The sequence below is a fragment of the Arcicella sp. GW458-12-2-14-TSB2 genome, assembly GCF_059423785.1.
The window spans coordinates 1-20206 of the sequence record NZ_JBWKYN010000105.1; the positions used below are offsets into that span (position 1 = coordinate 1).

The following is a 20206-nucleotide window of genomic DNA, read 5'->3' on the forward strand; positions in this document are numbered from 1 at the left end:
CAGTATAATACTGAAAGGGATTTTTTTTGAGAAGATTATTTAATTTAGAAATTCACCCCCAACCTTACCGCCATTCTGTTCAACTCATATTCCTTTGTTCTACTAGAAGGGTAATCATCATTACCCGTATTGGTAGTTGTAGTAAAAGCATTATGCTTGTAACCGATACTCAATACAAAGTTAGCTTGCCCGCCCGTTGGAATCAGTAATCCCAGAACAGGACTAATTGCCAAACCTCCCTTAGCGGTTTGGTTATCAGACGAATCATCATTCAGCCATGTAAAACCATATCCAGCATCAACGCCGATATAAGGTCTTACTTTTTTGGAATCTGTTCTTCCATAAGTATTTCTTATTCCTAACGATACAGGAACAATCTGCATTGAATGAAACCAATCGACTCCTACAGTAACCCCTGCTGAAAGTTTATCCGATATTTTGTACCCATTGTATGATTGAATCGTAAAATTGGTTCGTCCCTCAACAGGAGTAGAATAAGACATCTGCGTGATTTGATACGACTTACCAAACAACCCTCCTATTTCTGTAAAATTTACGTATTTATCTTTCAAAAAACTCTTGCTCGATTTTTCTTGTGTATAAGCCACAGAAAAGATGAGGCAACCTATTATTGTTAATATACATTTCATGTTTTTCACGGCTTATTAGTTTTCTCGTTTTACCAATATCTTACTCAACAATTTCAAATTATTGGCATCTTTATAATCATATTGATATAAACCGTCCTTGCCAATGAGCATTAAAGTACCATTCAAAGGAATTACATCATAAGTATTCATATCTGTAAAATGCTGAATTAGCTTAATATCCATTGAATTGGTAGCATTAAACGTTTTTAGTCCCCCTTTACCTTCACAGATAAATAGTTTTTTATTATCTATTCCTAAGCCATAAGGGCTATCCATATTATATGATTTTAACAACACAGGCGTAGCTGGATTTGAAACATTGATAACATCTAGCTGATTGGCAATAGCTGCCCCACAACGGCTAAAATTATTTACCGAACGAAGGGTAACATAAGCGATATCGTCTTCAACCACTACAGGGTCGCAAGCTCTCACGTGGTCTAAACGAGATAAAAACGTAGGATTACTAGGGTTTTCATTGTTCCATATTTGCATTCCTGTTGTTGTACCCAAGAATAATTTATTTTTATAAGGGAAGATAGTCTCGATACCAAAACCAAGTTTTATACTAGCATCTTTGGTCGGTTTTTCAGGATTAGCCAAGCTAAAGAGTTTCATTTCATCTTGCGTAACAGCATATAGGTGATTATTCGCAATCGTGAATCTTGCTGTCGATCCTCCAACTCCTGCTCCTTTAGCTACTGAACCTGTAGAACTGCTTGATGAAAAGCTTGAATATAGCGACCAACTATCATAATACGCAATTGGGTAATAGGAAGGGTCGCATGATACTTCTTGAGTAGTAGTATACCATTTCCATTTATAGTCATAGATAGTCTGATTGTTCGCATTATAACTCCAACCAATACCATCTGCTACTCCATAAGTAAATACTTCGTTTACCCTTGATACCTCTTTGATAGCAGTAGGATTACTAATATCAAAAGCTACAAAATCGGTGTAACTATCGGCATATAGGATATTATCTTGCACGGCAATATCAATATTCCCTAATACTTGAATAAAAGCAATGGCTTTGGGTGATGCTGGATTTGAATTATCTATCACATGGAAACCTTTCTTTATTTCATTGATAAACAGATAGTTATCTTTGACATAAATTTTTCCAGGATTCACTAAGTCTTGTGCAGGCAAAGCTTTTACACTGTTCCTGAGTTCATTTAATGAGATTAACACTGATTCAGTTCCTCTGTAGGTATTGGTTTCTTGACAATGGTCTTTACAAGAAACAAAAGCAATTAACAAAGCAATGAAGTGAATTGCTCGGAGTAAAGTTTTTTTCATGAGCAAAAAGCCTAAAAAGGCGTTAAGTAAGAGTGATAAGTTGGAATTTTTAAATTGCGAGTTGCGAATCCTGAATTTAAAATTGTGTATATCAACAATTTTAAATCAAAATCCACAACTCTTTTTATGAGGTTAAACAGCTTTACTCAATCAGATATTATTTAGTTGTACAAAGTCCGTTTACACAATCCACGGTAGGCATAAGTATCATAGAACAGTCAGAAACCCTGTTGTATTTTGCATTCAATTCTTTTTGAAAATCTGTATAGCTTTTCACTTTCTCAGTTAATACTTTCTCATCTGTTTTCGACAAAGAATATACAATAAATCGGGTAGGTCCACCACAAGCTTTGGCTCCCATTGGCATCACTCTACAGTCATCGCCAGCACAAGCCTTGTTGATAGCGAAAGCTTCAATGTCTGATGCCATTTGTGCTAACTTTGCATTATCCTCCTCTTCATTACCAAATACATCTTTATTCTTACAGGCATAAAATAGTACAAAAACAAGAAACACATAAAGCATTTTAGATAATTTCATGGCTATTATTTATATTTTATACTTGTATACACTGGTCCGAGTATCTTACCATACTTAGATAAATAAGTCGGGAAAGTCTGATTATTAACATCTGTTTCTCTATAAAAAACGCTATCATCTACTCTCCAAGTTTTAATCGCTTTGCCTTTTTCTTTTCTTTGTATTAATAACATCCCTCCGTCGGCACAGCCTGGGCAACCGAATGTTTTACTTGCTTGATTAGCTAAGTCCGCAGGGAATTCAGTTATTACGTTTTTCACCTTAGCATACTCACTATCAGGCAATTGGTATCCTACAAAAGAATATTTCTCTTGGTCTTTACAGAAATTGCCACTGGTATCGGCATATACTTTTCCGCTATTCGTTACCATATAAATAACTGATGCTCTGCAACCCCAGCCTAAACCAACATGGCTAAAAACTAGGTAATTATCAAGTGTTTCTGCGCTGATATCTTCAGAAGATTTGGGCGTTTGTAGTTCATTTTCTGAACATGATAGCATCCCTAATGTCATTAGAGAAACTAATAATAATGTGAGTCTTTTCATGTTAATTATTGTTGATAGGTTCCTACTCCAACTGATACTTTTACATTTTTAAAAATTGACTTTTTAGGAGGTTTTGGTTTTGCTGGTTCGTAATATGGTGTTGCCTCTACTGGCACAACAATATTAGGCTGTTGCCATGTATGAGTGGTATTTTTTGTTGATAACGGCGTTATCATCTCAATGCTATCTGCCAGTTTAGTTCTTTCTATAGGTTCTTCTGGCAAATTTTCCAAAGGTTGTTCTTCCGATAATTCTATCGGAAGAGGCTTGGTTTTAACTGGTAATTGTGGGTCTAGAGGTTGAATTTTTCTTACCTCTTTTTCATTGATAGTAGGCGTAGGACTTTTCACCAATATTTGTTTTTCTAACTTTATTTGTTGCTGTACGGCAGGTTCAATGTCTTTGGTAATGTCAGTGTTGGCAATAAAAACCCAATATCCTATCCCTAGTAATGTTACCAGAACAGTACCTATGTAATAGAATGGAAATGTATTTTTAGGGGTTTGAGGAGCCGTTGGCGTAGCCTCAATGCTCAAGCCTTGCTCTATCTTATCCCAAACGGCATCAGATGGAGTCAAAGAGGCATCTTCAAAGGCTTTTTGCCATTGTTCCTCAAATGAATTATTTGTAAAATCGTTCATCATTAGCTATTTACGGATAATTGACTTTGTAAAATGGCTCTTGCTCTTGCATATTGTGACTTTGATGTTCCTTCTGTAATATTTAGCATCTCAGCGATTTCTTTGTGTTGATATCCCTCTATGGCATAAAGGTTAAAAACAGACTGACAGCCCTTTGGTAATTTCCGAATCATTTCAATTAATTCTTGAAAATTAATGCCTTCAATACCATTCAAGCCATCGGTAAATTGATTTTCATATTCCTGTACATTATCCATTCCTTGAAAATGCTGTTGTGCCCGAATATGATTGATGGCAACATTGATAACGATTCGCTTAATCCAAGCTCCTAAGGTACTCTCACCTCTAAACTTACTTAAATTTTGAAATATCTTAATAAATGCCTCTTGCAATACATCCTCGGCCTCTTCTTTACTTTGCATATAACGAGCACAGACCACCAACATTCTACCAGCGTAAGCATTGTATAGCTTTCGTTGGGCGTTACGGTCATTTTGCAGACAGGCCTGTATGAGCTGTTCTTCGTTTTCCAAAATTTATTGTTAATTAAAGAGGCTTATGTGTATTTTATTGTTGCTGTCGGACTTCGGCTGTAAGCAGTCGGCTAAAAGCTGCCTACAAATGACTGACAACCGAAAGCCTTTAGCCAAAGTTGGTGTCTTCACCAGACCTCATTAGTCTAGTAAATTGCTTTCGCATTGGTGGATTGGCTAATAGACCAGCCACGGGTAACCCGATAACCTTAATCACACAAATACTTCTTCTACTTACTTTATAACTAAGTTTTATGGAGCTTTTGTATAAAGACGTTTATTCTTATTAAACGGTTGGAAAAGAACTAAAAAAAATTATATTTTTCTCTGTCACCACTTACTTATCTGTTCTAAAGCCACTAACTATTTGCTTTTTATTATCTTTGCATTCTAAAATTTGAAATTGTACCTTCTGTGAATCAAGAAATAAGAGATAAATACGAAGTCGTTATCGGCTTAGAAGTACACGCTCAGTTACAAACTGAGAGTAAAATTTTTGCAGCCGATGCTGCGTCATTTGGTGCTTCACCTAATACCCATATTTCACCCATTACCCTCGGGCATCCGGGTACTCTGCCAAAGCTAAATAAAAGAGCGGTAGAATTTGCCATGAAAATGGGCATTGCTTGCCAGTCTAAAATAACTGAAAATCAGTATTTTGACAGAAAAAACTACTTCTATCCAGATCTTCCTAAAGGTTACCAAATCACACAAGATAAAACCCCTATTTGCATGGGTGGTGGTGTGCATGTGAAACTCTCGACAGGCGAAAAAACAGTTCGTTTTCATCATATTCACCTTGAAGAAGATGCAGGAAAATCATTACATACTGATGGTTCAAGCGATAGTTTATTAGACTATAACCGTGCAGGAACGCCATTGATAGAAATGGTAACCGAACCAGAAATCAAGTCAGCCGAAGAAGCCGCTACTTTTATGACCGAAGTACGTAAGCTAGTGCGTTACCTTGGTATTTGTGATGGCAACATGGAAGAAGGTTCACTTCGTTGCGATGTCAATATTTCGGTCATGCCCGTAGGTAGTAAAGTTTTCGGAACAAAAGTTGAAATCAAAAACATGAATTCAATGCGTTTTATCCAAAAAGCCATTGAATATGAAATTGTAAGACAAATTGATGCCGTTGAAAATAACGAGAAAATCATTCAAGAAACACGTAGTTTTGACCCTGCCACTGGGCGTACATCGGGTATGCGTGAAAAAGAATCAATGAACGATTATCGTTATTTTCCTGAGCCAGACCTTGTCCCTTTAGTAATTTCGGAAGAATGGCTTTCGTCAGTAAAGGCATCAATGCCTGCTTTACCGTGGGAGTTATTAGAGAAATTCACTAAGCAATATGGCCTGCCAGAATATGATGCCCATGTATTAACCGATACCAGAGAAGTAGCAGAATATTTTGAAGCAACGTGCCAATTTACAAAACATTATAAAGCAGTTTCAAACTGGATAATGGGTACGGTAAAATCATATCTGAACGACCATAATTTAGAAATCGGACAATTAAGCATTACTCCCGAGCAATTGGCGAAATTAATACAATTGGTTGATGATGGTAAAGTGAGTAACTCAACGGCTGCGCACCAGATTTTCCCAGAAATGATTGCCGATACCACTAAAACGCCATTACAAATTGCCGAAGCCAAGAATCTGATTCAACAAAGCAATACAGATGCACTTCAAACGTTAGTTGATGAGGTTTTAGCCAATAATCCAGCGAAAGTAAAAGAATACAAAAATGGCAAAAAAGGGCTTTTAAGTATGTTCATGGGTGAAATCATGAAGAAATCTAAAGGTTCGGCTGATCCTAAAGTAACCACTGCTTTATTGCAAAAAACTTTAGACAATTTATAACTAGCTTATAAATTGAGTTATCATTCACAAAACATGAAAAAAATATCAATCATCATTTTATTTGTACTGACGAGTATCTATACTTTTGCTCAGGATAAAGTGGTTAATATTACGGGGAAAGTAATGAATGTAGTGCCTGATAAAAAGGTATTACTACAGGTAATTAACGGCCGAGGAAATGCCATCACGGTAGATTCTGCGGTAGTAGCTGCTGACAAATCATTCAAGTTTAATAGCAAAATACCTGATGGTGGTGGTTATTATTTAATCAATTTCTTCGGTATGGAACTCAGCCAGAAAGTATTATTGATTCTGGAAGGTGGAGAGACAGTTAAACTTATTGCTGATGGATTGGATACGCCTGCCAAAAGAGGGAGTTTTCAATTGACTGGAGATTCTAAGAATATTGAATATTTCAATAGAATTCTGAAAATTAGCCAAGAGTTACAAACCAAAGTAGAATCTTGGAATTTACAAGTAACAGCAGCACAAGCCAAGAAAGATGATGCCACGATTCAAAAAATTCAGAACGAATTTCAAGCGGCACAAGAAGCGAACCTTAACAAAATAAAAGCCCTCCTTCCAGAAATGGGTACGCATTTGGTGGCTTTGTGGACGGCTGGCAATTTCTTAAATCCTGAGAACGATACGGAAACATTATTACAAGTAGCCGAAAAATTCAAGATTGAAAAAGGCAATTCTGCTAATGTTCATATCAAGACTTTCTTGCAACAAGTAATGCGGTTGAAAGGTGTCAGTGTAGGTTCGGAAGCACCAGAAATTGCGATGAAAACGCCGAATGATAAAGTATTAGCTTTATCGTCTTTGCGAGGAAAATATGTATTACTTGACTTTTGGGCATCGTGGTGTGGGCCATGTCGCAGAGAAAATCCAAACGTTGTAAGGATATACTATAAATTCAAAGACAGAAACTTCGATATTTTTTCAGTAAGCTTAGATCAAGAAAAAACATCATGGCTGACTGCTATCGAAAAAGATGGTATGGCTTGGAATCATGTTTCTGATTTACAATATTGGAATTCAGCAGCAGCCGTAGCCTATGGCGTTCAGGGAATACCTGCAACATTCTTATTAGACAAAGAAGGAAAAGTTATTGCAAAAAACCTGAGAGGAGAAGAGCTTGAAAAAAAATTGGAAGAGATTCTAAAATAAGCAATTCTCAAAATATTATTCTGCATATTTCAATCCCTGACATTTTTTATAAAACTGTCAGGGATTTTTCATGTAATTTTGTTCTTCCAAACAATCAAAACAGAATGTTGAGAAAAATATCTCAGAGATTCTATCACACAATCAATTTTTTGAAATGAAAGTAGCCATCATCGGAGCAGGAAATATGGGAATGGCATTTGCCAAATCGTTTATCCAATATGATTTAGTAAAAAAGGAAGACCTTTTTCTGATTGAAAAAAACTCAGACCGTGCCGAAGCATTACGACTGGAAAAAGCAGGAGTTGTTATTGACACCATTTCTTCTAAAATCGGAGAGTATGATTTAATTATTTTATCCGTAAAACCACAGGATTTCCCGTCTTTACAAGAAGAACTTCGTGCCGTAATTCAGCCTAAGCAATTGGTACTAAGTATCATGGCGGGGATTTCTATTGAAAAAATCATTAGCACCCTAAATCACCCTTTGGTGGTCCGTGCTATGCCCAATACGCCTGCATTGCTAGGAATGGGTATGACGGCTTTCTCGGCTGCTGGCGATATTACTTTAAGTCAATTAAAAAAGGTAGAAAATCTTATTAACTCAACTGGTAGAGCCGTTTTCTTAGAAGATGAAAGTTTATTAGATGCCGTAACGGCATTGAGTGGTAGCGGGCCTGCTTACTTTTTCTACTTAGTAAAAGCGATGATTGAAGCAGGAAAACAAATGGGCTTTGAAGAATCTATGTCCGCTTTGTTAGTAAAACAAACCATGTTGGGTTCTTTCCATTTAATTAATAATGCTGAAAAAAGTTTAGATGAATTAATCAAAGCGGTGGCATCAAAAGGGGGTACTACAGAAGCTGCCTTGAAACGTTTTGAAGAAGGACTTTTAGCACAAAACTTACAAGAAGGAATTTACGCTGCTCAGAAAAGAGCGACGGAATTATCGAAATAGGTTCAAGCAATAGGCTGTAGGCTTTTTAAAAAACAGTAGGGACTAATTGCATTCGTCCTTATTTGTTTAACAATATTATTATCAAATCTTTTATTATCACTAGCGAGGGGCTTAAGTCCCTCGCTAGTGATAAGGCTTGAATGTAAACGCTTTACTTTATTAATTAACCCCTTAATGATGCTAAATGGTTAGTAAATTTTCAAGCATTCTCTCATCACAATTCTCCACAGATTTTAAACGACTGATTTTCTCAAATATCCAAAAGTTTATTTCCTAATCCCAAAATCTGATGTCCAAAAGCTGAAAGTTAAAAGCCTTCTTCAATTACTTTCACTTTTAAATAAACTATTTCAAGCAAAAATATAATTTTATAGCTATCCCCTTCATTTTAACACTATTTTTCGCTTTTTTTACATAAATCATAAAACTAACGTTCAATTTCAATCTATATGTCGATAAAAGTTGCCATTTCTCATAAGACGAAATACAAGTTTGATAGAAGCGTCAGTCTATCTCCACACATTTTTAGATTACGTCCTGCGCCACATTCACGAACAGTGATTGAAGGATACTCTTTCAAAATATTTCCTGAAAATCATTTCATCAATTGGCAACAAGACCCATTCGGTAATTATCAAGCCAGAGTAGTTTTTCCCGAAAAAACCACAGAATTGCATGTAGAGGTAGAAGTTATTGCCAAATTACAGGTAATCAATCCATTTGATTTTTTTGTAGAAGAATATGCCGAAAAATTTCCCTTCAAATATGACGAACAGTTAAGAAGAGAACTAGGCCCGTATTTTGAACAAAGAGAATCTGGCGAAAAATTAATGAGTTGGATTGAAAGTAATAAGGTTTACACTGAAATCAATACTGTTGATTTTTTAGTTTACCTCAATCAAAGAGTTTTTAATGATTTACAATATAACATCCGTATGGAAACGGGTGTACAGAGTTGTGAAGAAACCCTTACTATCAAAAGTGGTTCTTGTCGCGATTCATCTTGGTTGTTAGTTCAGATTCTAAGACAGCACGGTATTGCAGCCAGATTTGTATCTGGCTATTTAGTACAGCTTACGTCAGATATTAAATCTTTAGATGGGCCTTCTGGACCCGTAGCTGATTTTACCGATTTGCACGCTTGGGTTGAAGCTTACATACCGGGTGCTGGCTGGATTGGACTTGATCCTACTTCTGGGCTTTTTGCGGGCGAAGGACACATTCCTTTGTCGTGTACACCAGACTATGCAAGTGCTGCCCCTGTGACAGGTGCTACCGATGTTTGTAATGTTACGTTTGAATTTGACAATAAAGTTACCAGAATCCATGAAGACCCAAGGGTAACGAAGCCTTATACAGACCAGCAGTGGGAAGACATCATGCAAGTGGGTTATGATGTAGAAAAGGATTTACAAGAAGGCGATGTACGGATGACGATGGGAGGCGAACCGACCTTCGTTTCAGTAGATGATTATGAATCGCCAGAATGGAGCTCTACTGCGGATGGCCCTTTAAAACGAAAATTAGCCTATGATTTAGCATTACGCCTAAAAAATCGTTTTGCTCATGGTGGATTATTACACTTCGGACAAGGGAAGTGGTACCCAGGCGAATTGATTCCACGTTGGCAATATGCACTATATTGGAGAAAAGACGGACATACCATCTGGAAAAATGATGCATTGGTTGCTAAAGAAAACGACCAAAAATTCACCTTCCATGATGCAGAAAAGTTCACCTTTGAACTGACAAAATACTTAGGCATCAACAGCAATAATATTATTCCTGCTTATGAAGACCCTATTTATTGGGCTTTAGAAGAAGGTAAGATTCCTGTTAATATTGACCCCCTAAAAGTAAATTTAAAAGATTCAGTAGAAAGACGCACCTTAGCCAAACTGTTGGAAAAAGGACTGAACAATCCTACTGGCTTTGTTTTTCCTTTGAAATGGGATAGAGGTATCAATACTTGGACAAGCTGTGCTTGGAGTTTCAGAAGGAATCATTGTTACCTAATTCCGGGTAATTCTCCAATTGGCTATCGTTTGCCATTGGACTCATTGCCTGCGTTATCAGACGATAGAAAAGAGTTTCCAGCCGAACGTAGCCCCTTTGAAGATTTAGCACCATTAGGTGATTTTAGTGGAGTTGTGGAAAAACGTTATGGTGCTGTTGCTCCAGACTATGAACTCCCTCCTGCTAAAAAAGTGAGCGAAGACGAAAAAGAAAAAGGGAACGAAAAGCAGATTATTTTCGAAGTTCCTACGTTCACTACGGCTTTAACAATTGAAGAGAGAGAAGGTATTTTGTATGCATTCTTACCTCCTACTGAGTATTTAGAGCATTATTTAGACTTGATTGCTTGTATTGAAGCAACTTGTGAAAAGCTTCAACTACCGATTAGGATTGAAGGTTACCCTCCTCCGTCTGATTATCGTTTAGAAAAACTAAATGTTACACCAGACCCAGGGGTAATTGAAGTAAATATTCATCCAGCCAAAAATTGGCAGGAGTTAGTTGACAACATCACTGCTTTATACGAAGAAGCCTTCTTTGCTCGCTTGGGTACAGAAAAATTCATGGTAGATGGCAAACATACAGGTACTGGCGGAGGTAACCACGTAACGATTGGAGGTGCCAAACCAGAGGATAGCCCAATCTTACGTCGTCCAGATTTATTACGTAGTTTGATTACCTACTGGCAACATCACCCTGTATTAAGTTATTTATTCTCTGGCCCTTTTATTGGACCAACTAGTCAAGCACCGCGTTTTGACGAAGGTAGAGAAGAGCGATTGTATGAAATGGAGATTGCTTTCGACCAAATCCCTGAAGGTGAAAATGTGCCTTTCTGGATGGTTGATAGGATTTTCAGAAACCTTTTAGTAGATGTGACAGGCAATACACACCGTACAGAATTCTGTATTGATAAAATGTATTCTCCTGACTCATCAACGGGTCGTTTAGGCATTTTAGAATTCAGAGGGTTCGATATGCCTCCTCATAAACACATGAGCTTGGTTCAAACCTTATTGATTAGGGCTTTGATTGCTAAATTCTGGAAAGAACCATACAAGAAAAAGTTAGTGCGTTGGGGTACAGAATTACACGACCGTTTCCTTTTGCCACATTACGCTTATTTAGATATGCTTGATGTTGTGAATGATTTGAAGGATGCAGGGTATAATTTCGACATCTCTTGGTTTGATGCTTTCTTTGAATTCCGTTTCCCTTATTATGGCGGTATTACCGTTGATAATACTCAACTAGAAATCCGTTCGGGCATAGAGCCTTGGCACGTACTAGGCGAAGAATTGTCAAACTCTGGTACTGCTCGCTTTGTAGATTCTTCTTTGGAGAAAATACAGGTAAAAGTAACTGGCTTTATAGAAGGTCGTCATATATTAACCTGTAACGGTTGTAGAGTTCCATTAAGAAGCACAGGTGTAAAAAGCGAATTTGTAGCAGGTGTTCGTTACAAAGCATGGAACCCGCCTTCGGCATTGCATCCTACTATTGGCGCAGATGCACCTTTGGTATTTGATATTTTGGATACTTGGAATAATAAAGTAATTGGAGGCTGTACCTACTTCGTATCGCACCCAGGCGGTAGAAGTTTTGATACATACCCAATTAATAGTTACGAGGCAGAATCAAGGATGATTAGCCGTTTCTGGGGTTTTGGACATACACCAGATGCACCAGAAACAGAAGAGGCAGCACCAATCAGAAATACGCCAACAATTTCTAGGTTTGTGGCAGAGAACAAAAAGGATCTTAAGGCCGATACGCCTATAGAAATAATTAATCCAGAATATCCAAATACTTTAGATTTAAGAAAGTACTGGAAAAGAAGGTAATATAAATTTCATTTTTTCAATTCTCCTAAATATCACTAGCGATATTTAGGAGAATTTGAATTTAATTGTAAATTGATTTTCTTCAAAGCTAATTTTCATTTCAACAACTCCTTCACCGCAAAAGGATAATCAGTAATTAATATATCTACCTGTTTCGTTTTTAGAAATTCCGTATAATATCCTTTATCAAAAGCATCAGGATGTTTTTGAACATTTTCGCTAATATCACTTGTTAACACTATCCCATTTTTCTTGAGTTTTTCAATTAATGACACAGGGGTTTTAGCATTAATATAAGCTACCAAATTACTGAAAGGTATATTCAAGGCTTTTATTCTTTCCCAATCCTCCTCGTTACTGATTAATGTTGAAATAGTAATTGAAGAAGAAAGCTGATATACTTTCTGTGTATTGATGGGTGAAAACGTCAGAATTAAGCATCGGTCTTCTAGTCTTTTTTTCTTTATCTTTTGCACTGTTTTTTGCCATAAATCATCTTTTACATCTACCATCAGATAAACGTTTTTATGGGCCGATAACCATTTTAAAACTCCATCAAAAGTTGGAATACGTTCTTGTGTAGGATCACCCTTTTGTGCTTTTAGGTATAAGCTTTCTAAATACGTTGATGTCAATTGCTTAATAGCACCAACACCATTGGTCGTTCTATCAATGGTTTCATCATGCATGATAAACAAATCTCCATCAGCACTTTGTCTGATGTCTAATTCTAGCATTACTGCTGATTTTTTGAAGGCATTAGCAATCATATTAAAACGAGCAAGACTATTCTCAGGTAAATTACTATCAAATCCACCACGGTGTCCGCTAATAAGTGGCCCATTCTTCCATGATTTTTTAAAATGTTGATTGACGTAAATTGCCGTATCTTTTTTCTGGGCATGAATATTGTTTATACAAACCATGAATAACAAAATGCTAGAAAATAATTGAATTGATAATTTCATTTGATGATGATGTTTAAAAGATGGTAATAGTTACCAATTTAACAATGTATTCTAATGCTTACAATTATGAATGATTAAATATTGATAAAGGATTATTTATCGAAAACACTAATGTAAAGCCATTGAATTGGAAATATTACAGGATAATACTAATATTTTTTGATATTTTTTTTATTACTTTTATTTTAATAATAACCATTACTATACTGCTAATAATAAAGGTGATGAAAACTCAATCTCTTAAAAAGGTTGTTTTACTGGTAGGAAGAGACGATTGGCACAAGGACACTCATTTGAACCATATCTTAAGAAACTACCTCAAAAAGAACAACTACAAAATAATGTGGGAACACCCCGCAGGAAGTTTTATCTATAAACTTCAGTCCATTGAAAGTCATCTAAAATGGCTCCCAAAATCTATCAAAGCATTCAACATTAAGCTGGTTAAACTGTTGTATTTGGTTACTCACTGGAGTTATGCAGTTTATTTATACAACCGTCCTAATCAGTTTATCGAATTTAGATGTCCCAGACTAAAAAAGCGGATACAAAACCTGAGTGCTAACAATGAATTAATAGTTTTTTCAAGGTCATCAGGAGGCAGAGCTATTTCTCTCATCGCAGATGAATTGAATATTAAACACATTGTGTGTTTGGGGTATCCATTTCAAAATCCTAATAATGGTGTAGAACCCGAAAGATATTTACATTTAGCACACCTACAAACGCCGATGTTAATTATTCAGGGAATTAATGATGAATATGGAGGTATTGAGATTAAGGAAAAGTATCATTTAAGCCCACAAATCAACTTATTTTTTGTAGATACAGACCATAATTTTAATATCGGCGATAGCACTTGGAACACAGTATATGCTAAAATTGATGAAGTTATCAAATGAGTAGTGCAAGGTTTTCCTACAAAAGCTTTAATTTTAATAAATTTTAAAATACTTCATTTTCAACCAATGAGCGATGATTACAGAAAAATCACCTAATTTACTTCAAGCCTATCAGCGAGAAATTAACTCTTATGATGAAATCTTGGGAGCAAACGGTCAAGTAAAACCTCATTGGCAAACACTTTTTTCTACTTTAGAAAAAATAGGTATGAAGGAACTCCATTCTCGAAATTTTGAAATTATCAACAAACTTCGTGAAAATGGTGTTACTTATAATGTTTATGAAAATTCAGGAAGTTTAAATCGACCTTGGCAACTAGACCCTATTCCCTTTCTTATCGAACAAAAAGAATGGAACGTTGTTGCGAAAGGGCTTAAACAAAGAGCATTAGTCTTAGATTTAATGTTGAGAGACATCTACGGTCGTCAACGGTTAATCAAAGAAAACATCCTACCTCCTGAATTAGTATATGGGAATAGAGGCTTTTTTAGGGCTTGTAATGATATAAAGCTACCTTCTGAAAATCAATTAACCCTATATGCTGCCGACATCGCTCGTGGACCCGACGGCAGGATGTGGGTATTAGATAATAGAACACAAGCACCTTCTGGAACAGGCTATGCCCTTGAAAATAGAAGTGTGATGAGTAAAATATTGCCTGAACTTACTAATGGAATGTATGTAAGCAGGCTTTCTCCTTTTTTTACCAGTCTTCAACAAACAGTAGCTTCTTTGGCCGTCAAAGCAAAAGATTATCCTAACATTGTTTACCTAACACCAGGCTCAAATAACGAAACTTATTTTGAACATGCTTATTTGGCGGCTTATTTGGGATACACTTTAGTACAAGGTGATGATTTATTGGTGCGCGATGGTTTCGTTTGGTTAAAGTCTATCGATGGGTTAGAAAAAGTAGACGTTATCATAAGAAGGATTGATGATGAATGGTGCGACCCTCTGGAGCTTAGGCAAGATTCTCGTTTAGGAATTCCGGGGCTATTACACGCCATTCGTTCAGGAAATGTTTCAGTGATTAATCCTCCTGGCTCAAGTGTGCTCGAAAACAATGGTTTATTACCCTTTATGAATGCCGCTTCTAGGTTCTTTTTAGGTGAAAGCCTGATTATGCCTTCAGTGGCTACTTGGTGGTGCGGACAAGCCAAAGAGATGAATCATGTATTGGCGAATCTGCCGAAATTGATTATAAAAAGTACTAATCGTAAACAAAAAATAAGGTCAGTTTATGGAAAGTCATTAACGGAAGCACAATTAAATGATCTCCGTAAGCTTATTATTGAAAATCCTACTGAATACGTTGCCCAAGAAGAAGTAAGTCTTTCTACTACGCCAGCCTTGGTTGATGGAAAAATTGAGCCTCGTTTTGCAGCATTACGTGCTTATTTGGTTTCAGATGGCAAAGATTATCACGTGATGGATGGCGGTTTAACCCGTAGTTCAGCCGTAAGAGACCGCTTTGAGATTTCGCATCAGTATGGTGGTTTTTCTAAAGACACTTGGATTGTATCTGATACCGTTTTACAGCCTCCTCCGCGGATTATCATTCCAACGGCAGCATCTGTTCATCATCATACATCGTTACCTAGCCGAAGTGCCGAAAACCTGTTTTGGGTAGGAAGGTATTGTGAAAGAACAATGGCTACGACAAAGTTTTTGAAAATTACGATTAATGCCTTGCAAGAAAATGTCAACTTTGGTGGTTCTGTTAAATCAGAGCACATTGATATATTGCTAAAGTCTCTTACACACCTTACCCTCAGTTATCCTGGCTTTATTGACGACGATAATCCTGAATTATTGAAAAATCCTTATCCAGGTATTCATGATTTAGTTTTTAATGCTAAAAAAGCAGGAACAATAGCTTATAGTGTAGAATATTTTTTGAGGGGCGTAATTACGGTAAGTGATAAATGGAGCCATGATACATGGAGAATCATTAATTTAATTGAAAATAGCTTAAAAAAGATTAAAAGCTCGGACCCTGATGCTAACAATCCGAACATGATTCAAAAGATTTTAGACAAGTTGCATACTCGTCTATTTACTTTCTATGGAATCATTTCAGAGTCTATGCCACGCGACAGCGGTTTTTATTTATTAGAAGCTGGGAAACTTATTGAGAGAATCTTATCAAGAATTAGCATTATTCGTTCTACTTTTAGTTTTAAAAATGACCTTAACGTAGAAAATGATTTGGTTGAGGCTGTATTAATCAATCATCATTTATTAGTTCATTATCGTTTATTGTATAAATCGCATATAAGTTTAGAAGCCATGCTTGATATGATTCTGTTGGAAGAAAGTTTGCCTTATTCACTCAGCTATCAATTGGATGCCTTAGCCGAATGTCTTTCTAAACTTCCTAAAACATCAAGCAATGAAAGGCTAACCAAAGCTGAAAAAGCAGTGTTGGAGGCTTCAACTAAAATTAAGCTAACAGATATTGCTACGCTTGGAGCTTATGATACAGAAACTTTATATCGAGAAAATTTAGATAACTTACTCGCTAATGTTTTTAGTTTGATTTCGTCTGTTACTGTTTGTCTGACAGATGTGTATTTTACTCATACTGTGATTCAACACTCATTAATGGAAAATCCAGAAAATAGTGATACCAATGAAATATAAACTCACTCACCAAACAAAATATAAATATCATGATTCTGTAAACAGCTATCATAGTTTAGTGTGTTTAAAACCCCTGAACATATCTACACAGATATGTCATAGTTTTTCGTTGTTAGTTAGTCCAAAGCCTTCTGAAATTGTAGAAAGGGTCGATTTTTTTGGTAATACTATTCATTATTTTTCTATACAATCGGCTCATCGAGAATTGATTGTTAAGACTGAAAGTAAAGTAGAGACCTTTCCTAAGTTTTTAAATATTAATTTTTCAGTATCTTGTAAAGAAGCCCGCGAGGCATTTAAAACCAATAATGCTTTAAAAATAGAATTGTTACAGTATTTATTACCTAGTCCGTTTATTCATTGGGACGAAGAAATCCATGCCTTTGCAGAAGCTTCTTTCCCTGAAAATCAATCACTTTACGAAAGCGTCAAGAACCTTTGTCATAAAATATTCACAGAGTTCGACTTTGTTTCTAATTTTACCAATATCAATACGCCTATTAAAACTGTGTTGAAAGAACGCAAGGGCGTATGTCAGGATTTCTCTCATTTAGCCATTGCCTGTCTGAGAAGTATGGGCTTTGCTGCTCGGTATGTAAGTGGCTATTTAGAAACCTTGCCTCCTCCGGGCAAGAAAAAACTGCAAGGGTCAGATGCTTCCCATGCTTGGATTTCAGTATTTATTCCCAACATTGGTTGGTGCGAATTTGACCCTACCAATGATTTAGTTCCTCAAGAAAGGCATATCATTACAGCTTATGGACGAGATTACAGCGATGTACCTCCGCTAAAAGGCATTATTTTTAGCTCTGGCAAACATACTTTATCTGTTTCTGTAGATGTAATACCCTTATTTGAACCATGATATACATTTCATTTTAATCATTATACATAAATATAGTATTATTGCTATTCCTGAGAATTCGGGTTGTTTTTGCGTATATTTGAGAAAAACATATTAATTGCTAAATGATTAAACCAAAACAATCTAAAGAACAAACTTTTCGCGATAGGATAAAAGAAGAAATTCTTGAGTTCTTTCGCCTAAATGAAGATACCGCTTGGTCGCTAAACCAAGTACATAAAGCCTTTGCCGTTCGTGACCGTAGTACAAAAACTTTATATGGAGAATTGCTTGAAGAGCTTCATAAAAACAAAAAAATCATTCGCCAACAAAACGGAAGTTATATAGTAGATACTGTCACAGAATTTGTAGTCGGAAGAATAGACCATGTAAACGCTCGTTTTGCTTTTGTAGTGGTTGAAGACAGAGAAGATGATATTTGGATTAATACCCGTGAACTAAACGGAGCCATAGATGGCGATACCGTAAAAGTATTGGTATTCCCCAAAAATAAAAAAGGAACAACACGTGCGGAAGGCGAAGTAGTAGAAATTATAGAAAGAGGCAGAAAAGAATTAGTAGGTACTATCGAGATTTTACCAAACTATGCTTTTGTGACTCCTGATGCTAAGAAAATATTCCAAGACGTTTTTGTCTCAAAGTATGATATTGGTGATGCTCAGAACGGCGACAAGGTAATTGTAAAGATTACGACTTGGGCTGAAAAAGAGCGTAAGATGGAAGGCCAAGTAATAGAGGTTTTAGGAAAAGCTGGCGAGAATAATACTGAAATGCATGCTATTTTAGCAGAATTTGGCTTACCAATCAGTTTTCCTAAAAATATTGAAGAAGAAGCCGAAAACATTCCTGTAAAAATATCAGCAGCAGAAATCAAAAATCGTCGTGATTTTAGAGGAACTACAACTTTCACGATTGACCCCGTAGATGCCAAAGATTTTGATGATGCCCTCAGTTTTGCCTTCTTAGAAAATGGCAATTATGAAGTGGGTGTACACATTGCAGATGTTACTCATTATGTGTTACCAGAATCTAATCTTGAAGCGGAGGCTTTTAAAAGAGCTACTTCGGTATATTTGGTAGATAGAGTAGTACCAATGTTGCCTGAAAAGTTATCCAATGGGTTATGTTCTCTTCGCCCTAATGAAGATAAATTGACGTTCTCGGCTGTTTTTGAAATCACTCCTGACGCCAAAGTAGTAGGCGAATGGTTTGGTAGAACTATTATCCATTCTGACAGAAGGTTCTCTTACGAAGAAGCTCAAGAGGTTTTAGATGGAATAGAAGGCGGAACTGTTGCTGTAGAGGATGCAAAACCTGTTGAAACACCCGAAGAAGATCCTAAGAAAAAAGGACGTAAAAAGAAAACGGACGACGTTGCCTCACTTCCTACTTTCCCAAAAGAACTTTTGACGCTGAATCAATTAGCACATAAACTTCGTGACGAACGTTTTGCAAAGGGAGCCGTAAATTTTGAAACTGTTGAAGTAAAGTTCAACTTAGATGAAAACGGGAAACCGCTAGGAATTTATCAGAAAATCAGAAAGGATTCTCATAAGCTTATTGAAGAATTTATGCTATTGGCTAATAAGAAAGTAGCGGAATATGTATTCAATTTGCGTAAAACAGAACCTAGAAATACGATGGTGTATCGTACACACGATGCACCAGACCCAGAAAAACTGAAAAACTTCTCGACATTTGCCAAACGTTTTGGATACAATGTACAAACGGAAGTATCGCAGATAAGTACTTCGTTTAATGCTTTGATGCATGATGTGGAAGGGAAACCAGAACAGAATATTTTGGAGAACTTGGCGGTAAGAACGATGTCAAAAGCAAAATATAGCACCGACCCAATCGGTCACTTTGGCTTAGCATTTCCTTTTTACTCACATTTTACCAGCCCTATTCGTCGTTATCCAGATATGATGGCGCACCGAATGCTCCAGCATTATTTAGATGGGGGACAGCCTTTAGAACGTGCTCCTTGGGAAGCCCGTTGTAAGCATAGTTCTGAAATGGAGAAAATGGCTGCCGAAGCTGAACGTGCCTCTATCAAATACAAGCAAGTAGAATTTATGAGCTTGATGGAAGAAGGTAAAGTATGGGACGGTATCATTTCGGGCGTTACTGAATTCGGAATTTTTGTAGAGATTACCGAAACTGCTTCGGAAGGCTTAATCAGAATGAATGATTTGAAAGATGATTTCTATGATTTCGACCGTGATAACTACAGAATTGTTGGACAGAGAAATGGCAAAGTATTTACATTTGGAGACAAATTACAGGTAAAAGTAAAAGAATGTAATTTGGGTCGCAGAAGTATGGATTTGACTTTGGTAGGCAATGACGGTGATGGTAAAAGAAAAACAAAGCCATCGCATCGTGGAGACTCAAGACATAAATCTAAAAATGCTAAGTCTGCTCCAAGAGGCGATAGACGCACAAAAGGTAGTGGAGGAGAAAGCAGAGATAGAAAGAAAAAAAGGTAAGAGAATTGACAAACATGAGTCATCCCGAATTTTCTCATAAAATAGTGAGTTTGGGAGGATTTGTAAGTATTATCGTCTTGTCCTTACTTTTCTTTTCTTGATAAAAGAAAAGTAACAAAAGAAAATCAAGAATTCCTAAACTCGCTCCGCTCAAACAGTAGGAATTCGGTATTTATCAATCATAAAAAAACGGTCTAAATTAGTTTGTAGACCGTTTTTTATGCAATTTTAAAATTCGGGATGACTCATGTTTT

The 20206-nt window shown here is 36.5% G+C and carries 15 protein-coding genes; 8 read left to right on the forward strand and 7 right to left on the reverse strand.

Going from position 1 to position 20206, the window contains the following annotated elements:
- Positions 1–44: 44 nt before the first annotated feature.
- The 6 genes from AC07XN_RS15245 to AC07XN_RS15270 all read right to left on the reverse strand — a co-directional run bounded on the left by AC07XN_RS15245 (position 45) and on the right by AC07XN_RS15270 (position 4218).
- Positions 45–650, reverse strand: a complete 606-nt coding sequence (locus AC07XN_RS15245; protein ID WP_494743689.1) for a hypothetical protein — start codon at positions 648–650, stop codon at positions 45–47.
- Between the two features lie 15 nt (positions 651–665).
- The gene (locus AC07XN_RS15250) at positions 666–1955 is read right to left on the reverse strand and encodes an LVIVD repeat-containing protein (protein ID WP_494743690.1); all 1290 of its coding nucleotides are present in this window, start codon (positions 1953–1955) and stop codon (positions 666–668) included.
- 157 nt (positions 1956–2112) lie between these two features.
- Positions 2113–2496 carry a hypothetical protein gene (locus AC07XN_RS15255; RefSeq protein WP_494743691.1) on the reverse strand — a complete coding sequence of 128 codons (384 nt, stop codon included), beginning with the start codon at positions 2494–2496 and terminating at the stop codon, positions 2113–2115.
- A gap of 5 nt (positions 2497–2501) precedes the next feature.
- A complete protein-coding gene (locus AC07XN_RS15260; RefSeq protein ID WP_494743692.1) occupies positions 2502–3044 on the reverse strand; it encodes a hypothetical protein in 543 nt (180 codons plus the stop codon).
- Between the two features lie 5 nt (positions 3045–3049).
- The gene (locus AC07XN_RS15265) at positions 3050–3685 is read right to left on the reverse strand and encodes a hypothetical protein (protein WP_494743693.1); all 636 of its coding nucleotides are present in this window, start codon (positions 3683–3685) and stop codon (positions 3050–3052) included.
- A 2-nt stretch (positions 3686–3687) separates the two neighbouring features.
- Positions 3688–4218 (reverse strand): RNA polymerase sigma factor, encoded by a 531-nt coding sequence (locus tag AC07XN_RS15270; protein WP_309923018.1) that lies wholly within the window; start codon positions 4216–4218, stop codon positions 3688–3690.
- Between the two features lie 414 nt (positions 4219–4632).
- On the opposite strand from AC07XN_RS15270, the gene gatB reads away from it, so the two are divergent.
- The 4 genes from gatB to AC07XN_RS15290 all read left to right on the forward strand — a co-directional run bounded on the left by gatB (position 4633) and on the right by AC07XN_RS15290 (position 12078).
- A complete protein-coding gene (gatB, locus tag AC07XN_RS15275; RefSeq protein WP_494743694.1) occupies positions 4633–6090 on the forward strand; it encodes an Asp-tRNA(Asn)/Glu-tRNA(Gln) amidotransferase subunit GatB in 1458 nt (485 codons plus the stop codon).
- A gap of 33 nt (positions 6091–6123) precedes the next feature.
- Complete coding sequence (locus tag AC07XN_RS15280) at positions 6124–7263, forward strand: redoxin domain-containing protein (protein ID WP_494743695.1); 1140 nt, start codon at positions 6124–6126, stop codon at positions 7261–7263.
- Between the two features lie 154 nt (positions 7264–7417).
- Positions 7418–8218, forward strand: coding sequence for a pyrroline-5-carboxylate reductase (gene proC / locus AC07XN_RS15285; RefSeq protein WP_494743696.1), 801 nt, complete (start codon positions 7418–7420; stop codon positions 8216–8218).
- Positions 8219–8667: 449 nt separating this feature from the next.
- The gene (locus tag AC07XN_RS15290) at positions 8668–12078 is read left to right on the forward strand and encodes a transglutaminase family protein (RefSeq protein WP_494743697.1); all 3411 of its coding nucleotides are present in this window, start codon (positions 8668–8670) and stop codon (positions 12076–12078) included.
- Positions 12079–12173: 95 nt separating this feature from the next.
- On the opposite strand, the gene AC07XN_RS15295 is transcribed toward AC07XN_RS15290, so the two are convergent.
- On the reverse strand, positions 12174–13046 hold the full coding sequence (locus tag AC07XN_RS15295; RefSeq protein WP_494743698.1) for a glycerophosphodiester phosphodiesterase family protein: 873 nt from the start codon (positions 13044–13046) through the stop codon (positions 12174–12176).
- A gap of 224 nt (positions 13047–13270) precedes the next feature.
- Between AC07XN_RS15295 and AC07XN_RS15300 the strand changes: the two genes are divergently transcribed.
- From AC07XN_RS15300 to AC07XN_RS15315, 4 genes are all read left to right on the forward strand, one after another.
- Entirely contained in the window at positions 13271–13948 is a 678-nt protein-coding gene (locus AC07XN_RS15300; protein WP_494743699.1) for an alpha/beta family hydrolase, read from the forward strand.
- Positions 13949–14021: 73 nt separating this feature from the next.
- Complete coding sequence (locus tag AC07XN_RS15305) at positions 14022–16595, forward strand: circularly permuted type 2 ATP-grasp protein (RefSeq protein ID WP_494743700.1); 2574 nt, start codon at positions 14022–14024, stop codon at positions 16593–16595.
- The gene (locus AC07XN_RS15310; protein ID WP_494743701.1) at positions 16585–17460 is read left to right on the forward strand and encodes a transglutaminase family protein; all 876 of its coding nucleotides are present in this window, start codon (positions 16585–16587) and stop codon (positions 17458–17460) included. Before AC07XN_RS15305 ends, AC07XN_RS15310 begins: the two co-directional genes overlap by 11 nt.
- 104 nt (positions 17461–17564) lie before the next feature.
- Positions 17565–19952 carry a ribonuclease R family protein gene (locus AC07XN_RS15315; RefSeq protein ID WP_494743702.1) on the forward strand — a complete coding sequence of 796 codons (2388 nt, stop codon included), beginning with the start codon at positions 17565–17567 and terminating at the stop codon, positions 19950–19952.
- The last annotated feature ends 254 nt before the right edge of the window (positions 19953–20206 follow it).

Coding starts and splice junctions, on each gene's coding strand:
- AC07XN_RS15265 (WP_494743693.1), bottom strand. CDS start 3,685: ATGAACGATTTTACAAATAATTCATTTGAGGAACAATGGCAAAAAGCC.
- AC07XN_RS15280 (WP_494743695.1), top strand. CDS start 6,124: ATGAAAAAAATATCAATCATCATTTTATTTGTACTGACGAGTATCTAT.
- AC07XN_RS15255 (WP_494743691.1), bottom strand. CDS start 2,496: ATGAAATTATCTAAAATGCTTTATGTGTTTCTTGTTTTTGTACTATTT.
- AC07XN_RS15310 (WP_494743701.1), top strand. CDS start 16,585: ATGAAATATAAACTCACTCACCAAACAAAATATAAATATCATGATTCT.
- proC (WP_494743696.1), top strand. CDS start 7,418: ATGAAAGTAGCCATCATCGGAGCAGGAAATATGGGAATGGCATTTGCC.
- AC07XN_RS15295 (WP_494743698.1), bottom strand. CDS start 13,046: ATGAAATTATCAATTCAATTATTTTCTAGCATTTTGTTATTCATGGTT.
- AC07XN_RS15315 (WP_494743702.1), top strand. CDS start 17,565: ATGATTAAACCAAAACAATCTAAAGAACAAACTTTTCGCGATAGGATA.
- AC07XN_RS15245 (WP_494743689.1), bottom strand. CDS start 650: ATGAAATGTATATTAACAATAATAGGTTGCCTCATCTTTTCTGTGGCT.
- AC07XN_RS15300 (WP_494743699.1), top strand. CDS start 13,271: ATGAAAACTCAATCTCTTAAAAAGGTTGTTTTACTGGTAGGAAGAGAC.
- AC07XN_RS15305 (WP_494743700.1), top strand. CDS start 14,022: ATGATTACAGAAAAATCACCTAATTTACTTCAAGCCTATCAGCGAGAA.
- AC07XN_RS15260 (WP_494743692.1), bottom strand. CDS start 3,044: ATGAAAAGACTCACATTATTATTAGTTTCTCTAATGACATTAGGGATG.
- AC07XN_RS15250 (WP_494743690.1), bottom strand. CDS start 1,955: ATGAAAAAAACTTTACTCCGAGCAATTCACTTCATTGCTTTGTTAATT.
- AC07XN_RS15290 (WP_494743697.1), top strand. CDS start 8,668: ATGTCGATAAAAGTTGCCATTTCTCATAAGACGAAATACAAGTTTGAT.